The organism is Leptospira fletcheri (genome assembly GCF_004769195.1).
Classification (GTDB): domain Bacteria; phylum Spirochaetota; class Leptospiria; order Leptospirales; family Leptospiraceae; genus Leptospira_B; species Leptospira_B fletcheri.
Window position 1 is genome coordinate 110,889 of record NZ_RQET01000004.1, and the last position, 15,912, is coordinate 126,800.

General features: G+C 48.2%; 16 protein-coding genes, 1 pseudogene and 1 riboswitch. Of the genes and pseudogenes, 5 read left to right on the forward strand and 12 right to left on the reverse strand.

Annotated features, from left to right (window positions below; all coding sequences use genetic code 11):
* Positions 1 to 60: 60 nt before the first annotated feature.
* The 8 genes and pseudogenes from EHO60_RS03860 to hrcA form a co-directional block, all read right to left on the reverse strand.
* On the reverse strand, positions 61 to 402 hold the full coding sequence (locus EHO60_RS03860; RefSeq protein ID WP_246028126.1) for a hypothetical protein: 342 nt from the start codon (positions 400 to 402) through the stop codon (positions 61 to 63).
* A gap of 55 nt (positions 403 to 457) precedes the next feature.
* Positions 458 to 985 (reverse strand): annotated as a pseudogene (locus EHO60_RS03865) (DUF2721 domain-containing protein).
* A gap of 84 nt (positions 986 to 1,069) precedes the next feature.
* Positions 1,070 to 1,624, reverse strand: a complete 555-nt coding sequence (locus tag EHO60_RS03870) for a YqgE/AlgH family protein (protein ID WP_135766863.1) — start codon at positions 1,622 to 1,624, stop codon at positions 1,070 to 1,072.
* 9 nt (positions 1,625 to 1,633) lie between these two features.
* Positions 1,634 to 2,593, reverse strand: a complete 960-nt coding sequence (locus EHO60_RS03875; RefSeq protein WP_135766864.1) for a Gfo/Idh/MocA family protein — start codon at positions 2,591 to 2,593, stop codon at positions 1,634 to 1,636.
* A gap of 24 nt (positions 2,594 to 2,617) precedes the next feature.
* Positions 2,618 to 3,733 (reverse strand): molecular chaperone DnaJ, encoded by a 1,116-nt coding sequence (gene dnaJ, locus EHO60_RS03880; protein WP_135766865.1) that lies wholly within the window; start codon positions 3,731 to 3,733, stop codon positions 2,618 to 2,620.
* Positions 3,734 to 3,740: 7 nt separating this feature from the next.
* Complete coding sequence (gene dnaK, locus EHO60_RS03885) at positions 3,741 to 5,675, reverse strand: molecular chaperone DnaK (protein WP_135766866.1); 1,935 nt, start codon at positions 5,673 to 5,675, stop codon at positions 3,741 to 3,743.
* A 36-nt stretch (positions 5,676 to 5,711) separates the two neighbouring features.
* On the reverse strand, positions 5,712 to 6,386 hold the full coding sequence (gene grpE / locus EHO60_RS03890; RefSeq protein WP_425460266.1) for a nucleotide exchange factor GrpE: 675 nt from the start codon (positions 6,384 to 6,386) through the stop codon (positions 5,712 to 5,714).
* A 14-nt stretch (positions 6,387 to 6,400) separates the two neighbouring features.
* Positions 6,401 to 7,429, reverse strand: coding sequence for a heat-inducible transcriptional repressor HrcA (gene hrcA / locus EHO60_RS03895; RefSeq protein ID WP_135767936.1), 1,029 nt, complete (start codon positions 7,427 to 7,429; stop codon positions 6,401 to 6,403).
* A gap of 273 nt (positions 7,430 to 7,702) precedes the next feature.
* Between hrcA and ppnP the strand changes: the two genes are divergently transcribed.
* The 3 genes from ppnP (at position 7,703) to EHO60_RS03910 (ending at position 11,204) form a co-directional block, all read left to right on the forward strand.
* The gene (gene ppnP / locus EHO60_RS03900) at positions 7,703 to 8,020 is read left to right on the forward strand and encodes a pyrimidine/purine nucleoside phosphorylase (RefSeq protein ID WP_135766867.1); all 318 of its coding nucleotides are present in this window, start codon (positions 7,703 to 7,705) and stop codon (positions 8,018 to 8,020) included.
* A 75-nt stretch (positions 8,021 to 8,095) separates the two neighbouring features.
* Positions 8,096 to 8,217: riboswitch (cyclic di-AMP (ydaO/yuaA leader) on the forward strand.
* A gap of 122 nt (positions 8,218 to 8,339) precedes the next feature.
* Entirely contained in the window at positions 8,340 to 10,493 is a 2,154-nt protein-coding gene (locus EHO60_RS03905; RefSeq protein WP_135766868.1) for a cation:proton antiporter domain-containing protein, read from the forward strand.
* A gap of 9 nt (positions 10,494 to 10,502) precedes the next feature.
* Positions 10,503 to 11,204: a universal stress protein gene (locus EHO60_RS03910; protein WP_135766869.1), complete on the forward strand. Its 702-nt coding sequence runs from the start codon at positions 10,503 to 10,505 to the stop codon at positions 11,202 to 11,204.
* Positions 11,205 to 11,209: 5 nt separating this feature from the next.
* Here the strand turns inward: EHO60_RS03910 and chrA are convergent, their stop codons facing one another.
* The 4 genes from chrA to EHO60_RS03930 all read right to left on the reverse strand — a co-directional run bounded on the left by chrA (position 11,210) and on the right by EHO60_RS03930 (position 13,705).
* Positions 11,210 to 12,412, reverse strand: coding sequence for a chromate efflux transporter (gene chrA / locus EHO60_RS03915; RefSeq protein WP_135766870.1), 1,203 nt, complete (start codon positions 12,410 to 12,412; stop codon positions 11,210 to 11,212).
* Positions 12,413 to 12,525: 113 nt separating this feature from the next.
* On the reverse strand, positions 12,526 to 12,945 hold the full coding sequence (locus tag EHO60_RS03920; protein ID WP_210409315.1) for a GNAT family N-acetyltransferase: 420 nt from the start codon (positions 12,943 to 12,945) through the stop codon (positions 12,526 to 12,528).
* A gap of 72 nt (positions 12,946 to 13,017) precedes the next feature.
* The gene (locus EHO60_RS03925; RefSeq protein ID WP_246028127.1) at positions 13,018 to 13,371 is read right to left on the reverse strand and encodes a helix-turn-helix domain-containing protein; all 354 of its coding nucleotides are present in this window, start codon (positions 13,369 to 13,371) and stop codon (positions 13,018 to 13,020) included.
* Between the two features lie 82 nt (positions 13,372 to 13,453).
* Positions 13,454 to 13,705 (reverse strand): type II toxin-antitoxin system HicA family toxin, encoded by a 252-nt coding sequence (locus EHO60_RS03930; RefSeq protein ID WP_246028128.1) that lies wholly within the window; start codon positions 13,703 to 13,705, stop codon positions 13,454 to 13,456.
* A gap of 84 nt (positions 13,706 to 13,789) precedes the next feature.
* Between EHO60_RS03930 and EHO60_RS03935 the strand changes: the two genes are divergently transcribed.
* Entirely contained in the window at positions 13,790 to 15,421 is a 1,632-nt protein-coding gene (locus EHO60_RS03935; RefSeq protein ID WP_135766872.1) for a hypothetical protein, read from the forward strand.
* A gap of 3 nt (positions 15,422 to 15,424) precedes the next feature.
* The gene (locus EHO60_RS03940; protein WP_135766873.1) at positions 15,425 to 15,874 is read left to right on the forward strand and encodes an AgmX/PglI C-terminal domain-containing protein; all 450 of its coding nucleotides are present in this window, start codon (positions 15,425 to 15,427) and stop codon (positions 15,872 to 15,874) included.
* Positions 15,875 to 15,912: the final 38 nt, after the last annotated feature.

Consider the following 15,912-nt stretch of genomic DNA (forward strand, 5'->3'; position numbering starts at 1 on the left):
TGTAGGAGTTCCTACAGGGTTTTGCTAAAAAAAATAGATTTTCAAAATCAAAAAAATCTGCTATTTAGCAAAAACCGGAGCGACGGGTACCACCGCACCGGCCCCCACCCAGAGTAGGGTGGGGCCCTCCTCATTCCTGAATCGTTCCTTCCCACGGAAAAGGGACGCAGAACATACCTTAGAATTGGACGCAGTCGGACAGGACGCCATGCCGGTTACCCTGCATCCTTTGCTTTCGCATCTTTTCCGAGTATCAAAGGAGTCGATTCCCGAAAACCTACAATAGTCCCTGCAAGAATCCGAACTTCCGAGTGCGCACAGATAACAACCGTCCGCAAAGAGATCCGAACTCAAAAAAACTGAAAGGAATAGAGCCAGAACGATCGATAACTTTATATTCAAAAGGAATGTCCTCGGAAGAAATAGAAAACTAAATCTATTCCATTCCGGCGATTTGTCAAGTTTTGGACGGGGAACCTGGTTCCGAAATCTTTCCTCGTCTTTCGTCCGCCTTTCCCTTCAAGAACTCGGCAAAATCGATTTGGCCGCTGATGAAACGAAGATTGTATCTGCTCTCGTACAAAAGAAGAACACTGGCCAAGAACAAAAAAATTCCGCCGAGCAATGCCATCAAAGTCGGAATCCAGACTGCATCGGAGTGAAACGCGACCACAATTCCTAAACTTAAACTGGAAGTAACGAATCAGGAAGTGGCCATGTAAAGGGAAGCCATGGATCTTTGGATCAATCCCGCTCTTTTTCTCTGTATGGTTAACTGACTTTTAAGATAGAGAAGCCGCTCTGCGGGATAGGAAATCTTTCCCTCTACAAGCGCTTCTATTTCGGATTTCAACAGATTGACTCGATCGAAAATTCTGCCCAACCGGTTTGCGGTGGAAAAAATCAGACTTGCGCTTGCGGAAATCAGGACCGCAGGTGCAATCATGCCTGCCAGTATTTCCAAGCCGGGTAAAGAAGGGACCATCCCTCCGGAATCTTACGTGAATTCGGCTTTGTCCATCCGAATATTATAATATCCGCTTTTCCGCGGACCGAAACGGGGTCGATCCTAGTTTAGCAGCGGATCTTTGGTGTGTTCGACGAAATATTTGTACAATCCACCCTTGCTTTTCAGAGCTTCCTGCCAGGTCGTTTCCGGATCCGCGGTAAAAATCCATTCCGGCTTAGGATCGTGAACTACCCAAGATTTTCTTTCCATCTCTCCTTCGAGCTGGCCGGCTCCCCAGCCGGAGTATCCTTGGTACACGTTAAATCTGGTCTTGGTAGAGGATTCCAATAATTCGACCAACGCTTCGAAACTTCTGGCCAGGAACACGCCAGGGATTACTTCCACTCCCGGTTGCTTCAACTTGGGATTATCGTGCAGAATGGACACAAAAGTAGGATCCACCGGACCGCCGGAGTAGAGAGGCAAAGAACCGTCCATTCCTTCCGGGATCCCTTGGATAACGTCACTGAGCGAAACTTCCATTTTCTTATTCAGTACCAACCCGAAAGCGCCTGCCTGGTCTTGTTCCACTAATAGTATGACCGTACGATTGAAATAATCCGTCACTATGGAGGAATTGGAAATTAGAACTTTGCCGCCGAAATTGTTTTCCATATTTCTGGTTTAATTATTATGAATCTCTTCTAAAATCCGGTAAGCGATTTCCAAAGTCTGAATGTCGGACTGTCCGTAAACGATCGGATCCGTTTCCTTTCGGATGCATTTAACGAAATGTTCCTGCTCTTGTTTGAGAGGATTATCCTTGTGCACGAAGATCTTTTCGACGATCGATTCCTGACGATATTTGATCTCGCCCGTCCGGAGTAGGATATCAGAAGTGGCCTGTCTATGAAGCTCTATTTCCTGGTCCGAGAAATCCAGGGTAATATAGACGTCCTGTTGGGAAACGTTCAAAGTGCGGATTTTGGATTGAGTACAACGGCTCGCCGAAATGTTCGCGATCGTCCCGTTTTCGAAATGTAGAACGACCGAAGCTATATCTTCGTGCTCGGAAACCACCTTGGCCCCCACTGCGTTGAGGTGCTTCACGGGAGATTTCACTAGATTCAAAACGATGTCGATATCGTGTATCATCATATCCAGCACCACCCCCACGTCCTTAATTCTAGGGTTGAAGGGAGCGAGTCTTCTAGATTCGACCAAGAGGGGTTGGACCGCGATTTTTCCCAGTTCCAATACCGCTCCATTAAAACGTTCTACGTGACCCACCAAAAGGACTCGGTCGTTCTTTAAGGATAATTCGACGAGTTCTTTTGCTTGTTCCAACGTCTCCGCAATCGGCTTTTCGACAAGTACGTGTTTTCCGGCAAGAAGCGCCTTCTTTCCGATTTCGTGGTGTAGAAAGGTAGGAACCGCAACGATAACGGCTTCCACTTTTTGCATCAGATCCTCTAAGGAAGAAAAGGCCGAAGTTTTGTGCTTTTCGGCCATTTGTTTCGCCCGTTCTCCGTCCGCGTCGTAAATTCCGACAAGTTCGGCGTCACTTAATGTTTTTGCTACGTTTACGTGATACTGACCCATGTGACCGGTGCCGATCACACCGATTTTGACTCTATCAGTCATGAATGTTCCTTTTACTTAGAGGTTTTATTTATTCGTGAATATCTTGCCCTTGGAACCCGGCAGACCTTCTCCCGACTCCCTGGCAAACTCTTCGATCAATTCCCGTTGGCGACGTGAAAGTTTTTTAGGTATTTCGATCTTTACGACGACGTGTTGATCCCCTTTTCCGTAGCCTCCAAGGTAAGGAATCCCGTGACCTTTTAAACGGAATACCTGACCGGACTCGGTTCCTTCCGGAATCTTCATCTTCACTTTCTTACCGTCTATGGTAGGAACTTCGATGTCTCCTCCCAGAATCGCCTGGGTCAGACTGATCTTCTTGTTCAAGATCAGATCGTTGGCTTGTCGCTCGAATAATTCGTGTTTTTTAATATGTGTTACCACATACAGATCGCCGTGAGGCCCGCCATTCGGTCCGGCTTCGCCTTCTCCCGATACTTTCAGACGACTTCCGGATTCGATTCCTGGGGGAATTTTGATGTTAATGGTGCGCCTTTTTTCCACGAGTCCCTGACCGTGACAAGTCTTACAAGGATTCGATATGATCGTCCCTTTGCCCCTACAGGTTCCGCAAGTAGTGGCTACGGAAAAGAAACCTTGGGATCTACGGATTTGTCCGGAGCCGCCACAATCGGGACAAGTCGTCGGGGCGCTGCCTTTCGCTGCTCCCGACCCGCCACAATCGGAACAGGTTTCCAGACGGGGAATTTCGATCTTATATTCGCGACCGAGAGCGGCGTCCTCTAGAGATACTTCCAGATTATAGCGCAGATCCGATCCTCTCTGAGGGCCGCCCCGCCTAGTTCCGCCACCCCGGGCGCCTCCGAAAAAGTCTCCGAAGATATCTCCGAAATCCCCGAAAATATCGGAAAAGTCCGTATAGGCTCCTGCCCCGAAGCCTCCGGGTCCCCCTGCTCCTAAGCCTGCCTTGCCGTATTGGTCATAGGCCTGACGTTTCTTAGGATCGCGAAGAACCTCGTACGCTTCCGTTGCCTCTTTAAACTTTTCCTCGGATGCCTTATCTCCCTTGTTTTTATCCGGGTGATATTTTATGGCTAGCTTCCGGTACGCGGCCTTGATTTCATCGTCGGTCGCGCCCTGGGCCACTCCTAGGATTTCGTAGTAACTTCTTTCACTCATCGGCTACTTACTTTTTATCATCGTCTACCACGGTATAGTCCGCGTCCACGACCTTTTCCCCATTCTCTTTAGTTTTCTCTTCTGCCTTAGATCCGTTTTCCGGTCCCGCGCCTGGGCCCGCATTTTCGGAAGTTCCGCCTTGAGAGTAGATCTTCGAGCCGATCTCCGAAGCCAGTTTGGAAACCGAAGTTTTTGCCGCGTTGATCCGGGCGATATCTCCGGACTCGATCGCTTCCCTAGCTCTCTTGACTTCGTCGGTAGCAAGTTGTTTCTCGCTGTCGCTGATCTTATCTCCCGCTTCGGTTACAGCTTTTTCCAAGGAATAAGCCAACGTATCGAGTTCGTTCTTTGCTTCCACGAGTTCCCGAGAGGCCTTGTCCGCTGCGGCGTGAGCTTCCGCGTCTTTTACCATTTTGGAGATCTCGTCTTCCGACAATCCGGAGGAAGACTCGATACGGATCTTCTGCTCTTTACCGGTTCCCAAATCCTTAGCGGACACGTGAACGATACCGTTCGCGTCTATATCGAAAGTCACTTCGATCTGAGGCACTCCTCGCGGAGCTGGAGCGATTCCGATCAGATCGAACCTTCCTAACGTACGATTGTCCTTTGCCATATCCCGTTCACCTTGCAGAACGTGGATGGAAACCGCGTTTTGGTTGTCCGCTGCGGTGGAAAAGACCTGGGATTTTTTCGTAGGAATCGTAGTGTTCCGTTCGATCAACTTGGTCATCACCCCTCCGAGAGTTTCTATTCCCAGAGAAAGAGGAGTGACGTCCAAAAGAAGAACGTCCGAAACTTCTCCTGCCAAAACCCCGCCCTGAATCGCCGCACCGATCGCGACCACTTCGTCCGGATTCACGGAGCGATTCGGTTCTTTTCCGAAAGTCGCCTTTACCAACTCCTGGACCGCGGGAATCCGAGTCGATCCTCCAACCAGAATGACCTCATCCACTTCGCTGGCCTTCATGCCTGCGTCTCGGAGAGCGTTTTCACAAGGAATCCTCGTTCTTTCCACGAGAGCCTTCGTAAGCTGGTCGAACTTGGCTCGAGTCAAATTCATATCCAAATGCTTCGGGCCAGTCGCATCCGCAGTGATGAATGGAAGATTGATCTGAGTGGCCATGGTTCCGGAAAGCTCGATCTTCGCTTTTTCCGCAGCCTCTTTCAGACGCTGAACCGTATTCTTATCCTGAGAGATATCGATTCCATACTGCTTCTTGAATTCGTCGATCATCCATTCCATGATGACCATATCGAAATCGTCCCCACCCAAATGGGTATCTCCGTTCGTAGACTTGACTTCGAAGACTCCGTCTCCGAGTTCCAGGATGGAAATGTCGAAGGTTCCTCCGCCCAAGTCGTAGACCGCAATCTTAGCGTTACTCTTCTTTTTATCGAATCCGTATGCGAGAGCCGCCGCGGTCGGTTCGTTGATGATACGTTCCACTTCGAGACCGGCGATTCTTCCCGCATCTTTGGTTGCCTGGCGTTGCTCGTCGTTAAAGTACGCCGGTACGGTAATCACGGCCTTGGTAACTTTATGACCTAGATAATCCTCGGCGGTCTGTTTCATCTTTTGAAGCACCCGGGCGGAAATCTCCTGCGGAGTGAATTCCCCGCTAGCGGTTTCGAACTTCACACCATCATTTCCGCTGCGAATGACCTTGTAAGAGACGTGTTTCATCTCCTGCTCGGCTTCGTTGAATCTGCGTCCGATAAAACGCTTTGCGGAACGGATCGTATTTACCGCGTTGGTGATAGCCTGGTTTTTCGCGAATTGTCCGACTAAGGTTTCTCCTTTCGCGGTAAAGGCTACTATGGACGGAGTCGTCCGAGAGCCTTCAGAATTTTGTATAACTACAGGATCTCCGCCTTCCATAACGGCCACGCAAGAGTTCGTGGTTCCCAAATCGATTCCGATGATCTTTTCTTTTGACATGTTGGTATCTCCTTACTTGTACCTATAAAAAGTTCGCTAAGCTTTCGGTTTTCCGATCCGAACCCGCGCGGGTCTCAGGGAAAACTTTTCCTCGTTTTCTTTCAGAAAGAAACCTGCCTGATAAACCTCGATCACGGTTTCTTCGGCGTATTTGTCCCCTTCCTCCGAGGATAACGCTTCCATCGTAGTGGGGTCGAAAGGTTCTCCTTGCGGATAAAAACGATAAACATTTGATTTTTCTAATACAGAATAAAATTCCTTAAGAATCATTCCTACGCCGTCAATGAAGGGTTTTACCTCTTCCGTCAGCGAAGCGTTGGAACCGACACGATCCAAATTGTCGATCGGATTCAGGAATCCTGCGACCATGGACTTAACGGCTTCCCTTTTGATGTTCAGAAATTCCTGGGAAGATCTTCTTTTGTAATTCTGAAACTCGGCCCTTTCCCTGGCCCAAGAATCCTTTAAGGATTCTATTTCCTTCTTTGCCGCCTCCAATTCCTTTCGAATCGGATCGTCGGCCAGTTCCGGTTTTGCGGATTCCGGTTGCGCTGCCGCATTTTCTTCCCGGTCCGTAACGGTTTCTTCCTGACTCATTTCCTTCTCTTGTCCTTGATTGAATTCATTCCGCGCTTTTTCGGACCTCGATTCCGCGTATTTCGAGGTGTCGTCGGATCCTGAGTCGGAAATTTTCTGATCCCGGGTTTCCACGTCATGACTCCTAATTATTTACTGATACGGGTTACCATCTCGGACACCAACTTGGACGTGAAGTCCACCAACGGTAGGGCTCGATTATAGTCCATTCGTTGCGGTCCGATGATCCCCATGGATCCTATCCTTTTTTCTCCCATACGATAACTGGAAGTGATGATGCTGACTCCTCCCATCAACCCGTCTCCGTCCTTTCCGATTACGGCATACACTCCGTCTTGTTCCGAATACTCCCCGAACATTTCGCGTAAAAATATCTTGTCGTCCAAAAGGGAAAGGACTTGATTCAGCTTCTGCTCTTCGTCTCGGAATCTTCCATAAAGGTTTTTTAAACCGTCTATATAAACGCTGACTTCGGAATTGTCCGGCGTCATCGCCGCAGAGATGACTTCCGAAACCTTCGAAAAATGTTCCGGTCCGTCTTTCCGTTTCAGGAGCTTCGGAATCACGGCCTCCTGAATTTCGAACATATCATAACCCTTGGCGTTATCGTTCAGATATTTAGAAATCTGATAGAGTTCTTCCTGGCTATAGTTCCGATCCAGAAAAACGCTCCGATGAACCACAGCCCCGGACCGCATCACCATAATCATGAGGACCTCGTCCCCGTGAACGTGAATGAGTTCCACATGTTTGAGAGTATCGAGACTTTTCGCCGGTCCGAGAACGACTCCTGCCGAATTGGAAAGATTGGCAAGAACGCTAGCGGTCGCCTTCAGAATCTGATCCAGCTTGAACTGCATTTTCAGATATTCCTCTTGGATCCGCTGTTTTTCCTTTATGGTCAGCTCGTAAAGAACCACCAAAGAATCCACATAAAACCTGTATCCGCTCTCCGTAGGAATTCTCCCGCCGGAAGTATGACGGGAGGCCAAAAATCCCAGATCCTCCAGTTCTTTTAAAACGGAGCGGATGGAAGCAGGAGACAATCCTATATCGTGCTTATCGAATAGGGTTTTTGAACCCACCGGACGGTTCTCCAAAATAAACTCGTCTACGGTCGCCTTCAGAATCATCCTATGTCGTGGAGAGAGTTCCATGCCTGCCATCTTTAGCACTCTGATCATTAGAGTGCCAATACCTCATTCAAGTTTCCGGTAGAAGGCAAAAAAAGTCAAGATTTTTGGATTTTAAGGGAGCAAGCTTTAAGTCATGCACCCAGTTCGGGCCAAAAACCGGATTTTGCCGGGAAAAATCGGATTCCGAGAAAAAGTCCAAAGGAAACAAGGAAATGGGAATTGGCGGGAAGGAGTCTTTCCGAAAACTGACCCCTAAAAATCGCAGAACCGATCAAAAAACCGTAAAGAGGATCCATGCAGCAATTCGAGAATGTGACCGTAGTCAAAAAAGCGAACGTATATTTCGACGGAAAAGTGACCAGCAGAACCGTTCTGTTTCCAGGCGGAGAAAAGAAGACCTTGGGAATTCTTCTACCAGGAGACTATGAATTCGGTACGGATGTGGAAGAGCTGATGGAGATCTTGGACGGAGATCTGACGGTATTGCTCCCGGGAGAGAATGATTGGCGTCGGATCACCGGCGGAGGTTCCTTTCGGGTTCCTGCAAAATCGAAATTCAAATTGAAAGTGACCGCCGTCAGCGACTACTGTTGCTCCTATTTTTCCGCATAAACATTTGCTCGCAAAATTTCCGAAACCTAACGGGTTGCATTCCTCTTGACAAAAAGGAAAGTCCGCTTATAGGTTAGGCCGAGTCTGCCGAATCCGAAAACCGGAGCGGAGGAACCAAATTTAGGGGCTAACCTTTACGGGGGAAATCTCTCATTCCCAGCCCGTCAGCTAACTTCGCAGGCATCGAGAGAAGACGATCGGAGGAATTTCCTCCGGACTCTTCCCTACTCAATAGATTCTAAGTCGTCGTACGATTCGGAGAAAAATCCTTATCCCGGCGATTTCGTGGACATTATCGAGCGCGCGGAGAAAAACCCGGATGGAAATAAAACCGATTCGAAGCATATTCGTATATGCATGCTTCCTGCTGATTTTCGGAATAGCGATCTATTTCGTTGTAAACTACGGTAAAAACCTTGAACCGGTAACCATAGATTCGACCGTTTCGGTCGCAAACGGAGAAAATTCCACCTTTCTGGCGGAAATCGGAAAGAACGTCAAACAACCGATCGCATTACTTTTATTGCAATTGCTCGTGATTCTCGGGACGGCGCGAGCGTTAGGATCGCTTCTCACGTTTTTCGGACAACCTTCCGTGATCGGCGAAATCATAGCCGGAATCCTCCTAGGTCCTTCTTTTTTGGGAACGCTTTGGCCCGAAGCCTCGGGTTTTCTTTTTCCGAAAGAATCTCTAAAAATCATCCAATCCTTAAGCAACGTAGGTTTGCTTCTCTTCTTATTCCTGATCGGAATGGAGCTGAATCTGGGAATTTTAGGGAAAAAAGCGCATGATGCCGTAGTGGTAAGTCACGCCAGCATCCTATTTCCTTTCTTTCTGGGAACCGCATATTCTCTGACGTTATACGAATCCTTGGCTCCAAAGGGAATCTCGTTTACCGTTTTCGGATTATTCATGGGAATCGCCATGAGCATCACCGCTTTTCCCGTACTCGCAAGGATCGTCCAGGAAAGAGGTCTCACAAAAACTCCTCTCGGAACTTTAGTCGTTACCTGTGCCGCCGCGGACGACATTACCGCCTGGTGCATCCTAGCCGGAGTGGTGGCGATCGCTCAGGCAGGCAGTCTCTCCGGAGGCTTTATCACCGTCGGACTTTCCATTGTTTACGTAATTTTCATGCTGTTTGCGGTTCGACCTCTGCTCAGGAAAATCGCCTCGGTATATCCGAGTAAGGAAGCCCTGCGAAGACCGATCACTGCAATGGTCTTCATGATTTGGATTTCCTCCGCGTATCTTACGGAATTGATAGGAATCCACGCATTATTCGGGGCCTTTTTTGCCGGAGTCATCATGCCTCCTCAGATCGAATTCAGAAGGATGCTTTCGGAAAAAATAGAGGACATCAGCCTTCTGTTGCTTCTTCCTTTGTTCTTCGTATCCACCGGATTGAAGACGCAGATCGGTCTGTTAAGCGACGGAAACCTTTGGATGACCTGCGCCTCGGTAATCGGAATCGCGATCCTGGGAAAATTTTTAGGAAGTACGATAGCCGCAAGGTTAGTAGGTCAAAACTGGAAGGATAGTCTTTCCATCGGAGCCTTAATGAACACCAGAGGACTGATGGAGCTGGTGGTTTTGAATATCGGTTACGACCTCGGAATCCTTTCCAAAGAAATTTTCGCGATGATGGTGCTCATGGCTCTATTCACGACGTTTATGACCGGCCCGGTGTTGGACCTTTTAGAAACAGGCTTCTTTTCCAAGGAACTCCCGGCGATCCGGTCCGGTCGAAAAATCCTTTTGTCCTTTGCCTCTCCGGCCTCAGGAGTCAGACTTTTAGAACTTGCAGCGAAACTCTTTCCCGAAACCCGGAAAAAAAATCCGGGACCGACAATTACTGCGCTTCATGTCACTTCTAGCGGAGATTTAACTCCCGTGGAGGCGGAGTCTCTCGAAAAAGAGGTTTTCTTTCCGCTGGAAACAAAAGGAGAAGAACTGGGACGTTCCTTCGATCGAGTGTACAAGAACACTCCCCAAGTGGCTCGAGAAATCCTGAATCAGGCCCGAAAGATCCGCCCCGATATGCTACTCATGGGACGGTCCCATTCCTTATTTTCCGCAAAGGAAATCGCAGGTCGTGTCCGCTTTATTATGGAGAATTCCCCTTCTCCCGTAGGGATTCTGATCGATAAGGGTTGGGTCGATCTGCGTAAAATCGCCTTCCTGGTCTCCGGCAAAGACGATATTTTTTTACGGGAATACTTCGAGTTTTTCTCGAATCTTCCGGAAATGGAGGGCACAATCCTAGAGCTCGAAGAGACGACTTCGGAAAAGAATTCGAATCTTCGCGGTAAGGGCGTAAAGAAAAGGCGAAAAGTCGTACTCAAATCCGAATTGCCGGACGAGGACTGGGCGAAATACGACCTGGCATTTCTCGGTTGGAAATTTTATCGGGAAATAGAATCGACGGACTTGGCTGCACGCTTACCTAGCATGTTGATCCTTACTAGATAAGGAGGATGTATGAAAGTATTGGTCTCGTTCGCAAATCCGAAAATGGGAGCGAAATTATTCGGTTTGGCCCGCGCCTTATTTTCCGGTTCGGGACAAAATTTATCCATTATCGCCCTACACGTAGTATCCGTGGAGACGGAATCGGAAGGATTTCCTCGTTTGGAAGAAGACGAAATTTTCCAAGCAGTACGGGAGGAAGCGGCCGGTTGCGACTTTCAATTTGAAACGGTGGGTTTTCCGTCCGACTGGGTTGTTCCGGGAATTCTCGAAATCGCCAAAAGCAAGGATGCCGACTTACTTCTGTTAGGTGCCGCAAGATCCCTATTTTCGGAAGGTCTTTTGGGAGGAAAGGTCGGGGAAGTTCTACGAAAATTATCCTCGTTGGACGTCGCCGTTCTAGCGGACAACGGATTGAATTCGCCCATAGAACCGGTGGTCTTGGCGCCAGGTTTGGAATCCGCAGCGATTTTTCCGCTACTACGAGGGCTCTCCGATTTCTTAGGCGGCCCGATTCCGGTTTTTTCCGGCTCCAAACAGGAAGACTTCGGACTAAAGGGATCGGCGTCTTTTCGCCCTTGGCTTCCGTTTTCCTTGGCTCCGGACACGAAAAAAAACCTGGCTGTCTTAGACTACGAGACGTACAAATCTTTCCACTCCATATTGTTGGCTAGAAAAGACTTATCTTATCTCATCCTTAGAAAGGGAAGGTGATCGGATCAAAGGGGAAGAAGACGGATCAAAACGCTTCCCAAAGAGCCGACGATTACCGCAATCCAAGAAGGGAATTTGAAAAAAACCAGAAGCACTACAAGCACGCTAGCAAGGCAAAAATCACCGAAGGATCGGATCGAATCCGTCCAGAGCGGTCGATAAAAAGCCGCGATCAAAATGCCTACAACCGCACAATTCACCCCGGTCAAAATTCCCTGTACTCTCCGGTCGCTACGGATGGAATTCCAAAACGGCAAAACTCCGATGATCGATAAATATGCCGGAAGAAAAATGAAGAAGGTCGCAAGAATGGCACCGGGGATCCCGCCGATCACGGCCCCCAAATAACTCGCAAACGTAAACAATGGTCCGGGAACCGCCTGTGCGGCGCCGTAACCTACCAGAAAATCCTGCTCGCTGATGAGTCCGATCGGAACAAGCTCCTTCTCCAAAAGAGGAAGAACCACATGCCCGCCGCCGAATACCAAAGCTCCGGATCGAAAAAAACTATCGGCCATCCAAAGTCGGGCATCTGAAGAAAAGAGCCTGATTGCGGGAAGAAGCGCTAAAAGTCCGAAAAAAAGACAGAGGCAGCCGATCGCAAATCGATGGGAAACCCCGATCGGAAGAGAAAAAACCTCGGCGTCGGACCGGCTTTTAAATAGGAAATACCCGAGTATGCCGGCGGAAAAAATCAAAGTGATTTGTGCGAAAGAGGAATTCCAAAACGATAAGGCGAGTGCCGCACCGATTGCGATCCCGATTTGGGACGTGGACCGAATCAATTTTTTCCAAAGCAGAAAAATCGCTTGGGCGACCACCGCTACAGCCACGATTTTCAAACCATGGATCCAGGCAGCGCCGGCAAAATCGAATCTGCGAAGCAAAAGCGCGAAGACGATGAGAGCGATTGCGGAAGGAGCAGTAAAACCGAACCAAGCTACGATCCCTCCCCAAAAACCGGCACGGATCGTACCGATGGAGATTCCCAATTGGCTACTTGCGGGACCTGGAAGAAATTGGCAAAGCCCCACCAGATCCGTATAGGATTTCTCATCCAACCATTTCTTTAAAATTACGTATTCGTTATGGAAGGTTCCCAGATGGGCGATGGGACCCCCAAAAGAAACGAGCCCCAATTTCAGAGAAACGAGAAAAACTTCCGCTAGCGACCCCTGTTTCCCCGGTGCTCTGCTTGGATCCGTCATGAGACCCAAATCTAGCTTGGGAAAAATCTAGCCACCGTTTTATGGACAGGAATATAACAAATTCGAGACGGATCTGCTAGGGAATCAGGGGGGTTCCTTCGGTCACGCTACTCTTACGAAGCCCATTCCGGAGGACGCTTCATAAAACGATCCTTCTCTTTTATAAAACCGTACTTCTCATACAGTCCATGGGCGTCTTTGGTGCCCAAAAGCCCCATCAATCCTTCGAATTCCGCCGAATTCAGAACCGTCTCGATCAATTTCTTTCCTAGGCCTTTGCCTCTGTGTCCCTCTTCCACATAAACGTCGCACAGATAAAAAAATGTCGCCCAATCCGTAACGACTCTTATAAAACCAACCTGCTCACCCTTATGAAAGGCACCGACACAGTACGAATTTTCTATCGCCTTCCTGGTTCGATCTGGAGGTCGCAAATTCGCCCAATAGCTTTTAGATAAAAATTCGATCACCGCTTCGGCTTGAATCTTCGACTTCTCGTCGCTGATCGAATAATCATTGTACAAAACTTCCACAAACGAACTCCCGCAAAAAGAATCGGTACAGATTCCGTGTTGGTGACCGAGGACCTGCGTTTTTCAATAAAGCTAAACTACTTGATCCAATGCTAACTCGGGAAATACTGATTTAATCCTCGCAATTGTTGAGAGCGCCGGATTAGCGCTCTTCGGAGATTCTAACCTCTGGTAGCTGTAAAGATTCTTCATCCCTATCAATAATGCAGCTTGTTTTTGGCTCAAACCTCGCTTCAAACGAGTCATTCTTAAAATCTGAGAAAATGCTATCTTAGGATCGACTGCCGCTAGGACGATATTTTTGCCGGACATTTTTTTCTTTGGTAAAGGGAATACCGACTTAGAATCTTCGTTTTCATTCAAATAGAGATTTAAGACTTCCCGAATATTTACCTTCAGCTCATCTAATGAATCCGCCTGAGTCATACATCCTTTGAGTTCGACGCACTCCGCCCAATAACCTGTTTTATCCGTATGAATTCGAAAATGATAATGCACTATGTTACTCCTAACTTTCATTCAGATGTTTCAAGAGAGTGTTTTCTAAGCCTTTCTTGAGTTCCTTATGCATTGGAATCGTTTCACGATCTCCTCCCTTCCCAACAACAACATGGCTGCCTTTCTGCCTCAGAACTTCCCATCCGTTCTTCAGGTATAATTTTAACATTTCTTTGCCGCTTAAGGGCATAAAAACCATAATACCAATTATAATTGGTATTGTCAACTCGGTAATAAAGCTACCGAATTCTCCTTCACGCACAACAAAAAATTCTTGCCAGAAACAGAGATTTCGGCTAACTCTAATTATTCTATTTTAGAATATTTTTAAAAAAGGGTTCCCTATATGAAAAGAAAATCCGTTTCCGGAACGCTAATTCCTATTCTACTCTTTTTAGCGGCCTCCCATTTAGGGAATTGCAAAAAACATTCGCACCAACCGTTGCTACTATGGGGAGAGCTGAGTGTTTCTCCCGTCTCTAACGGCGCCGGGGAATTGCGACAGCAAAGTTATCTCAAGGCTCCAAATACGAGCACCTCCGACCAGTTCGGAGCTTCTTCTGCCATCTCCGGCGAAACTATTGTCGTAGGCGCACCTTACGAGGACAGCAATACTACGGCCATCTTGCAGGATTCCGCGTTAAGCTCTACCAACGACGCGGGATCGGACACCGGAGCCGCCTATGTATACGTAAGATCCGGAGGAAAATGGACACATCAGGCTTACCTCAAAGCGCCGAATACGACGAACGGAGACCATTTCGGGAACAGTGTCTCCATCTCCGAAAATACGATTGCAGTAGGAGCACCGGGAGAAGACGGAAATACCACTTCCATTATCAATGGCAACGACCTGAGCTCAAGCAACAAAGCAGGAAACGACAACGGAGCTGTCTACGTATTCGTACGAAACGGAAACACTTGGACACACCAAGCCTATCTCAAGGCACCGAATACCACAAACCAAGACCAGTTCGGATCTTCTTTAGCCGTCTCGGGAGAAACCATTGTCGTGGGGGCGCCTTACGAGGATAGCAGTACTAGCGCAATCGTTTCCGGCTCCGATCTTACAACCACCAACGATGTCGGAACAGATACCGGAGCGGCCTATGTGTACGTACGATCCGGATCCGCCTGGACGCACCAGGCCTACCTCAAAGCCCCCAACGTGTACAACCAAAATTATTTCGGAAACTCCGTAGCAATCGACGGAAATACGATCACTGTAAGTGCCCGATCAGAAAATAGCACCACAACCTCCATCATCTCCGGTAACGACTTAAGCATAACGAACCATTCCGGCAATGGAAACGGAGCGGTATACGTATTCGTACGAAACGGAGCGAATTGGAATCACCAAGCCTATCTGAAATCTCCGAATGCCTCCAACCAGGATTCCTTCGGAATCTCCGTAGCAATCAGCGGAGATACCGTTGTAGTAGGGGCGGACGGGGAAAGCAGCGAAACGAATGCCGTCCTAACCGGCACTGATTTGAGCTCCACCAACCGGAACGGATCCAATAACGGAGCGGCCTATGTGTTCGTACGGAACGGAAGTACCTGGACTCACCAGGCCTATCTCAAAGCACCGAATACGAACCGAGAAGACCGATTTGGAGGATCCGTATCCATTTTCGGGGATTGGATCGTAGTAGGAGCCGCGGGAGAAAAAAGTACCAGCAAGGAAATACTCTCCGGCAACGATTTACGTTCGAGCAACCGGCAAGGATTCTTCGTAGGGGCAGCGTACGTTTTCACTCGAAGCAAGTCGCTCTGGACCCACAAAAACTATCTAAAAGCGTCGAATTCGGCAAACGGGCATTTTTTCGCAGGATCCGTGGGAATCTCAGGGAACACGATTTTAGTAGGAGCCTTGGGAGAAAGCAGCAACACGAATTGGATCATCAACGGAACCGATCTAAGTTCTACAAACCGAAACGGGAACTCGAACGGAGCAGCATACGTATTCGGAATGTAGAAGATGAAAAACCGCCCTATGCTTTCTATCGGAATGATCGCACTTTGCATATCGGTGTTGATCGTACTCGCATTCCAAATCCATAAAATGAACGAACATCGGAAGATGTTGGAAGAAGGCCTCGCTCGATTGGAGGAAAAATCCTTACATTTAGGCAAGGGAGATTCCTATCTCAAAAACGAAGTCCGAAACACGATATTAAAAAGAAGAAAGGAAATCAAGGACTGCTACGAAGCTTATCTTGCCACAAAACCGAAAATCGAAACGGGGGATCTAAAAGTGGACTGGAAAATCGACAAACAAGGAAAGGCACTCCGGCCCGAAGAAGTATTGTCCACCTTCTTTTCGGACGATTTAAGTCGCTGTGTAACGGAGCGAATTTCAGAATGGAGCTTTCCGCCTCCGATCACGGAAAAATACGTATTCCATACTTTCTCCTTCAAAAAAAGATAGAATGGAAATGCGTCAGGTTCCCAAAAAAGAGATCAGAT

Coding starts and splice junctions, on each gene's coding strand:
- EHO60_RS03870 (WP_135766863.1), bottom strand. CDS start 1,624: ATGGAAAACAATTTCGGCGGCAAAGTTCTAATTTCCAATTCCTCCATA.
- EHO60_RS03875 (WP_135766864.1), bottom strand. CDS start 2,593: ATGACTGATAGAGTCAAAATCGGTGTGATCGGCACCGGTCACATGGGT.
- dnaJ (WP_135766865.1), bottom strand. CDS start 3,733: ATGAGTGAAAGAAGTTACTACGAAATCCTAGGAGTGGCCCAGGGCGCG.
- dnaK (WP_135766866.1), bottom strand. CDS start 5,675: ATGTCAAAAGAAAAGATCATCGGAATCGATTTGGGAACCACGAACTCT.
- hrcA (WP_135767936.1), bottom strand. CDS start 7,429: ATGGAACTCTCTCCACGACATAGGATGATTCTGAAGGCGACCGTAGAC.
- ppnP (WP_135766867.1), top strand. CDS start 7,703: ATGCAGCAATTCGAGAATGTGACCGTAGTCAAAAAAGCGAACGTATAT.
- EHO60_RS03905 (WP_135766868.1), top strand. CDS start 8,340: ATGGAAATAAAACCGATTCGAAGCATATTCGTATATGCATGCTTCCTG.
- EHO60_RS03910 (WP_135766869.1), top strand. CDS start 10,503: ATGAAAGTATTGGTCTCGTTCGCAAATCCGAAAATGGGAGCGAAATTA.
- chrA (WP_135766870.1), bottom strand. CDS start 12,412: ATGACGGATCCAAGCAGAGCACCGGGGAAACAGGGGTCGCTAGCGGAA.
- EHO60_RS03925 (WP_246028127.1), bottom strand. CDS start 13,371: ATGACTCAGGCGGATTCATTAGATGAGCTGAAGGTAAATATTCGGGAA.
- EHO60_RS03935 (WP_135766872.1), top strand. CDS start 13,790: ATGAAAAGAAAATCCGTTTCCGGAACGCTAATTCCTATTCTACTCTTT.
- EHO60_RS03940 (WP_135766873.1), top strand. CDS start 15,425: ATGAAAAACCGCCCTATGCTTTCTATCGGAATGATCGCACTTTGCATA.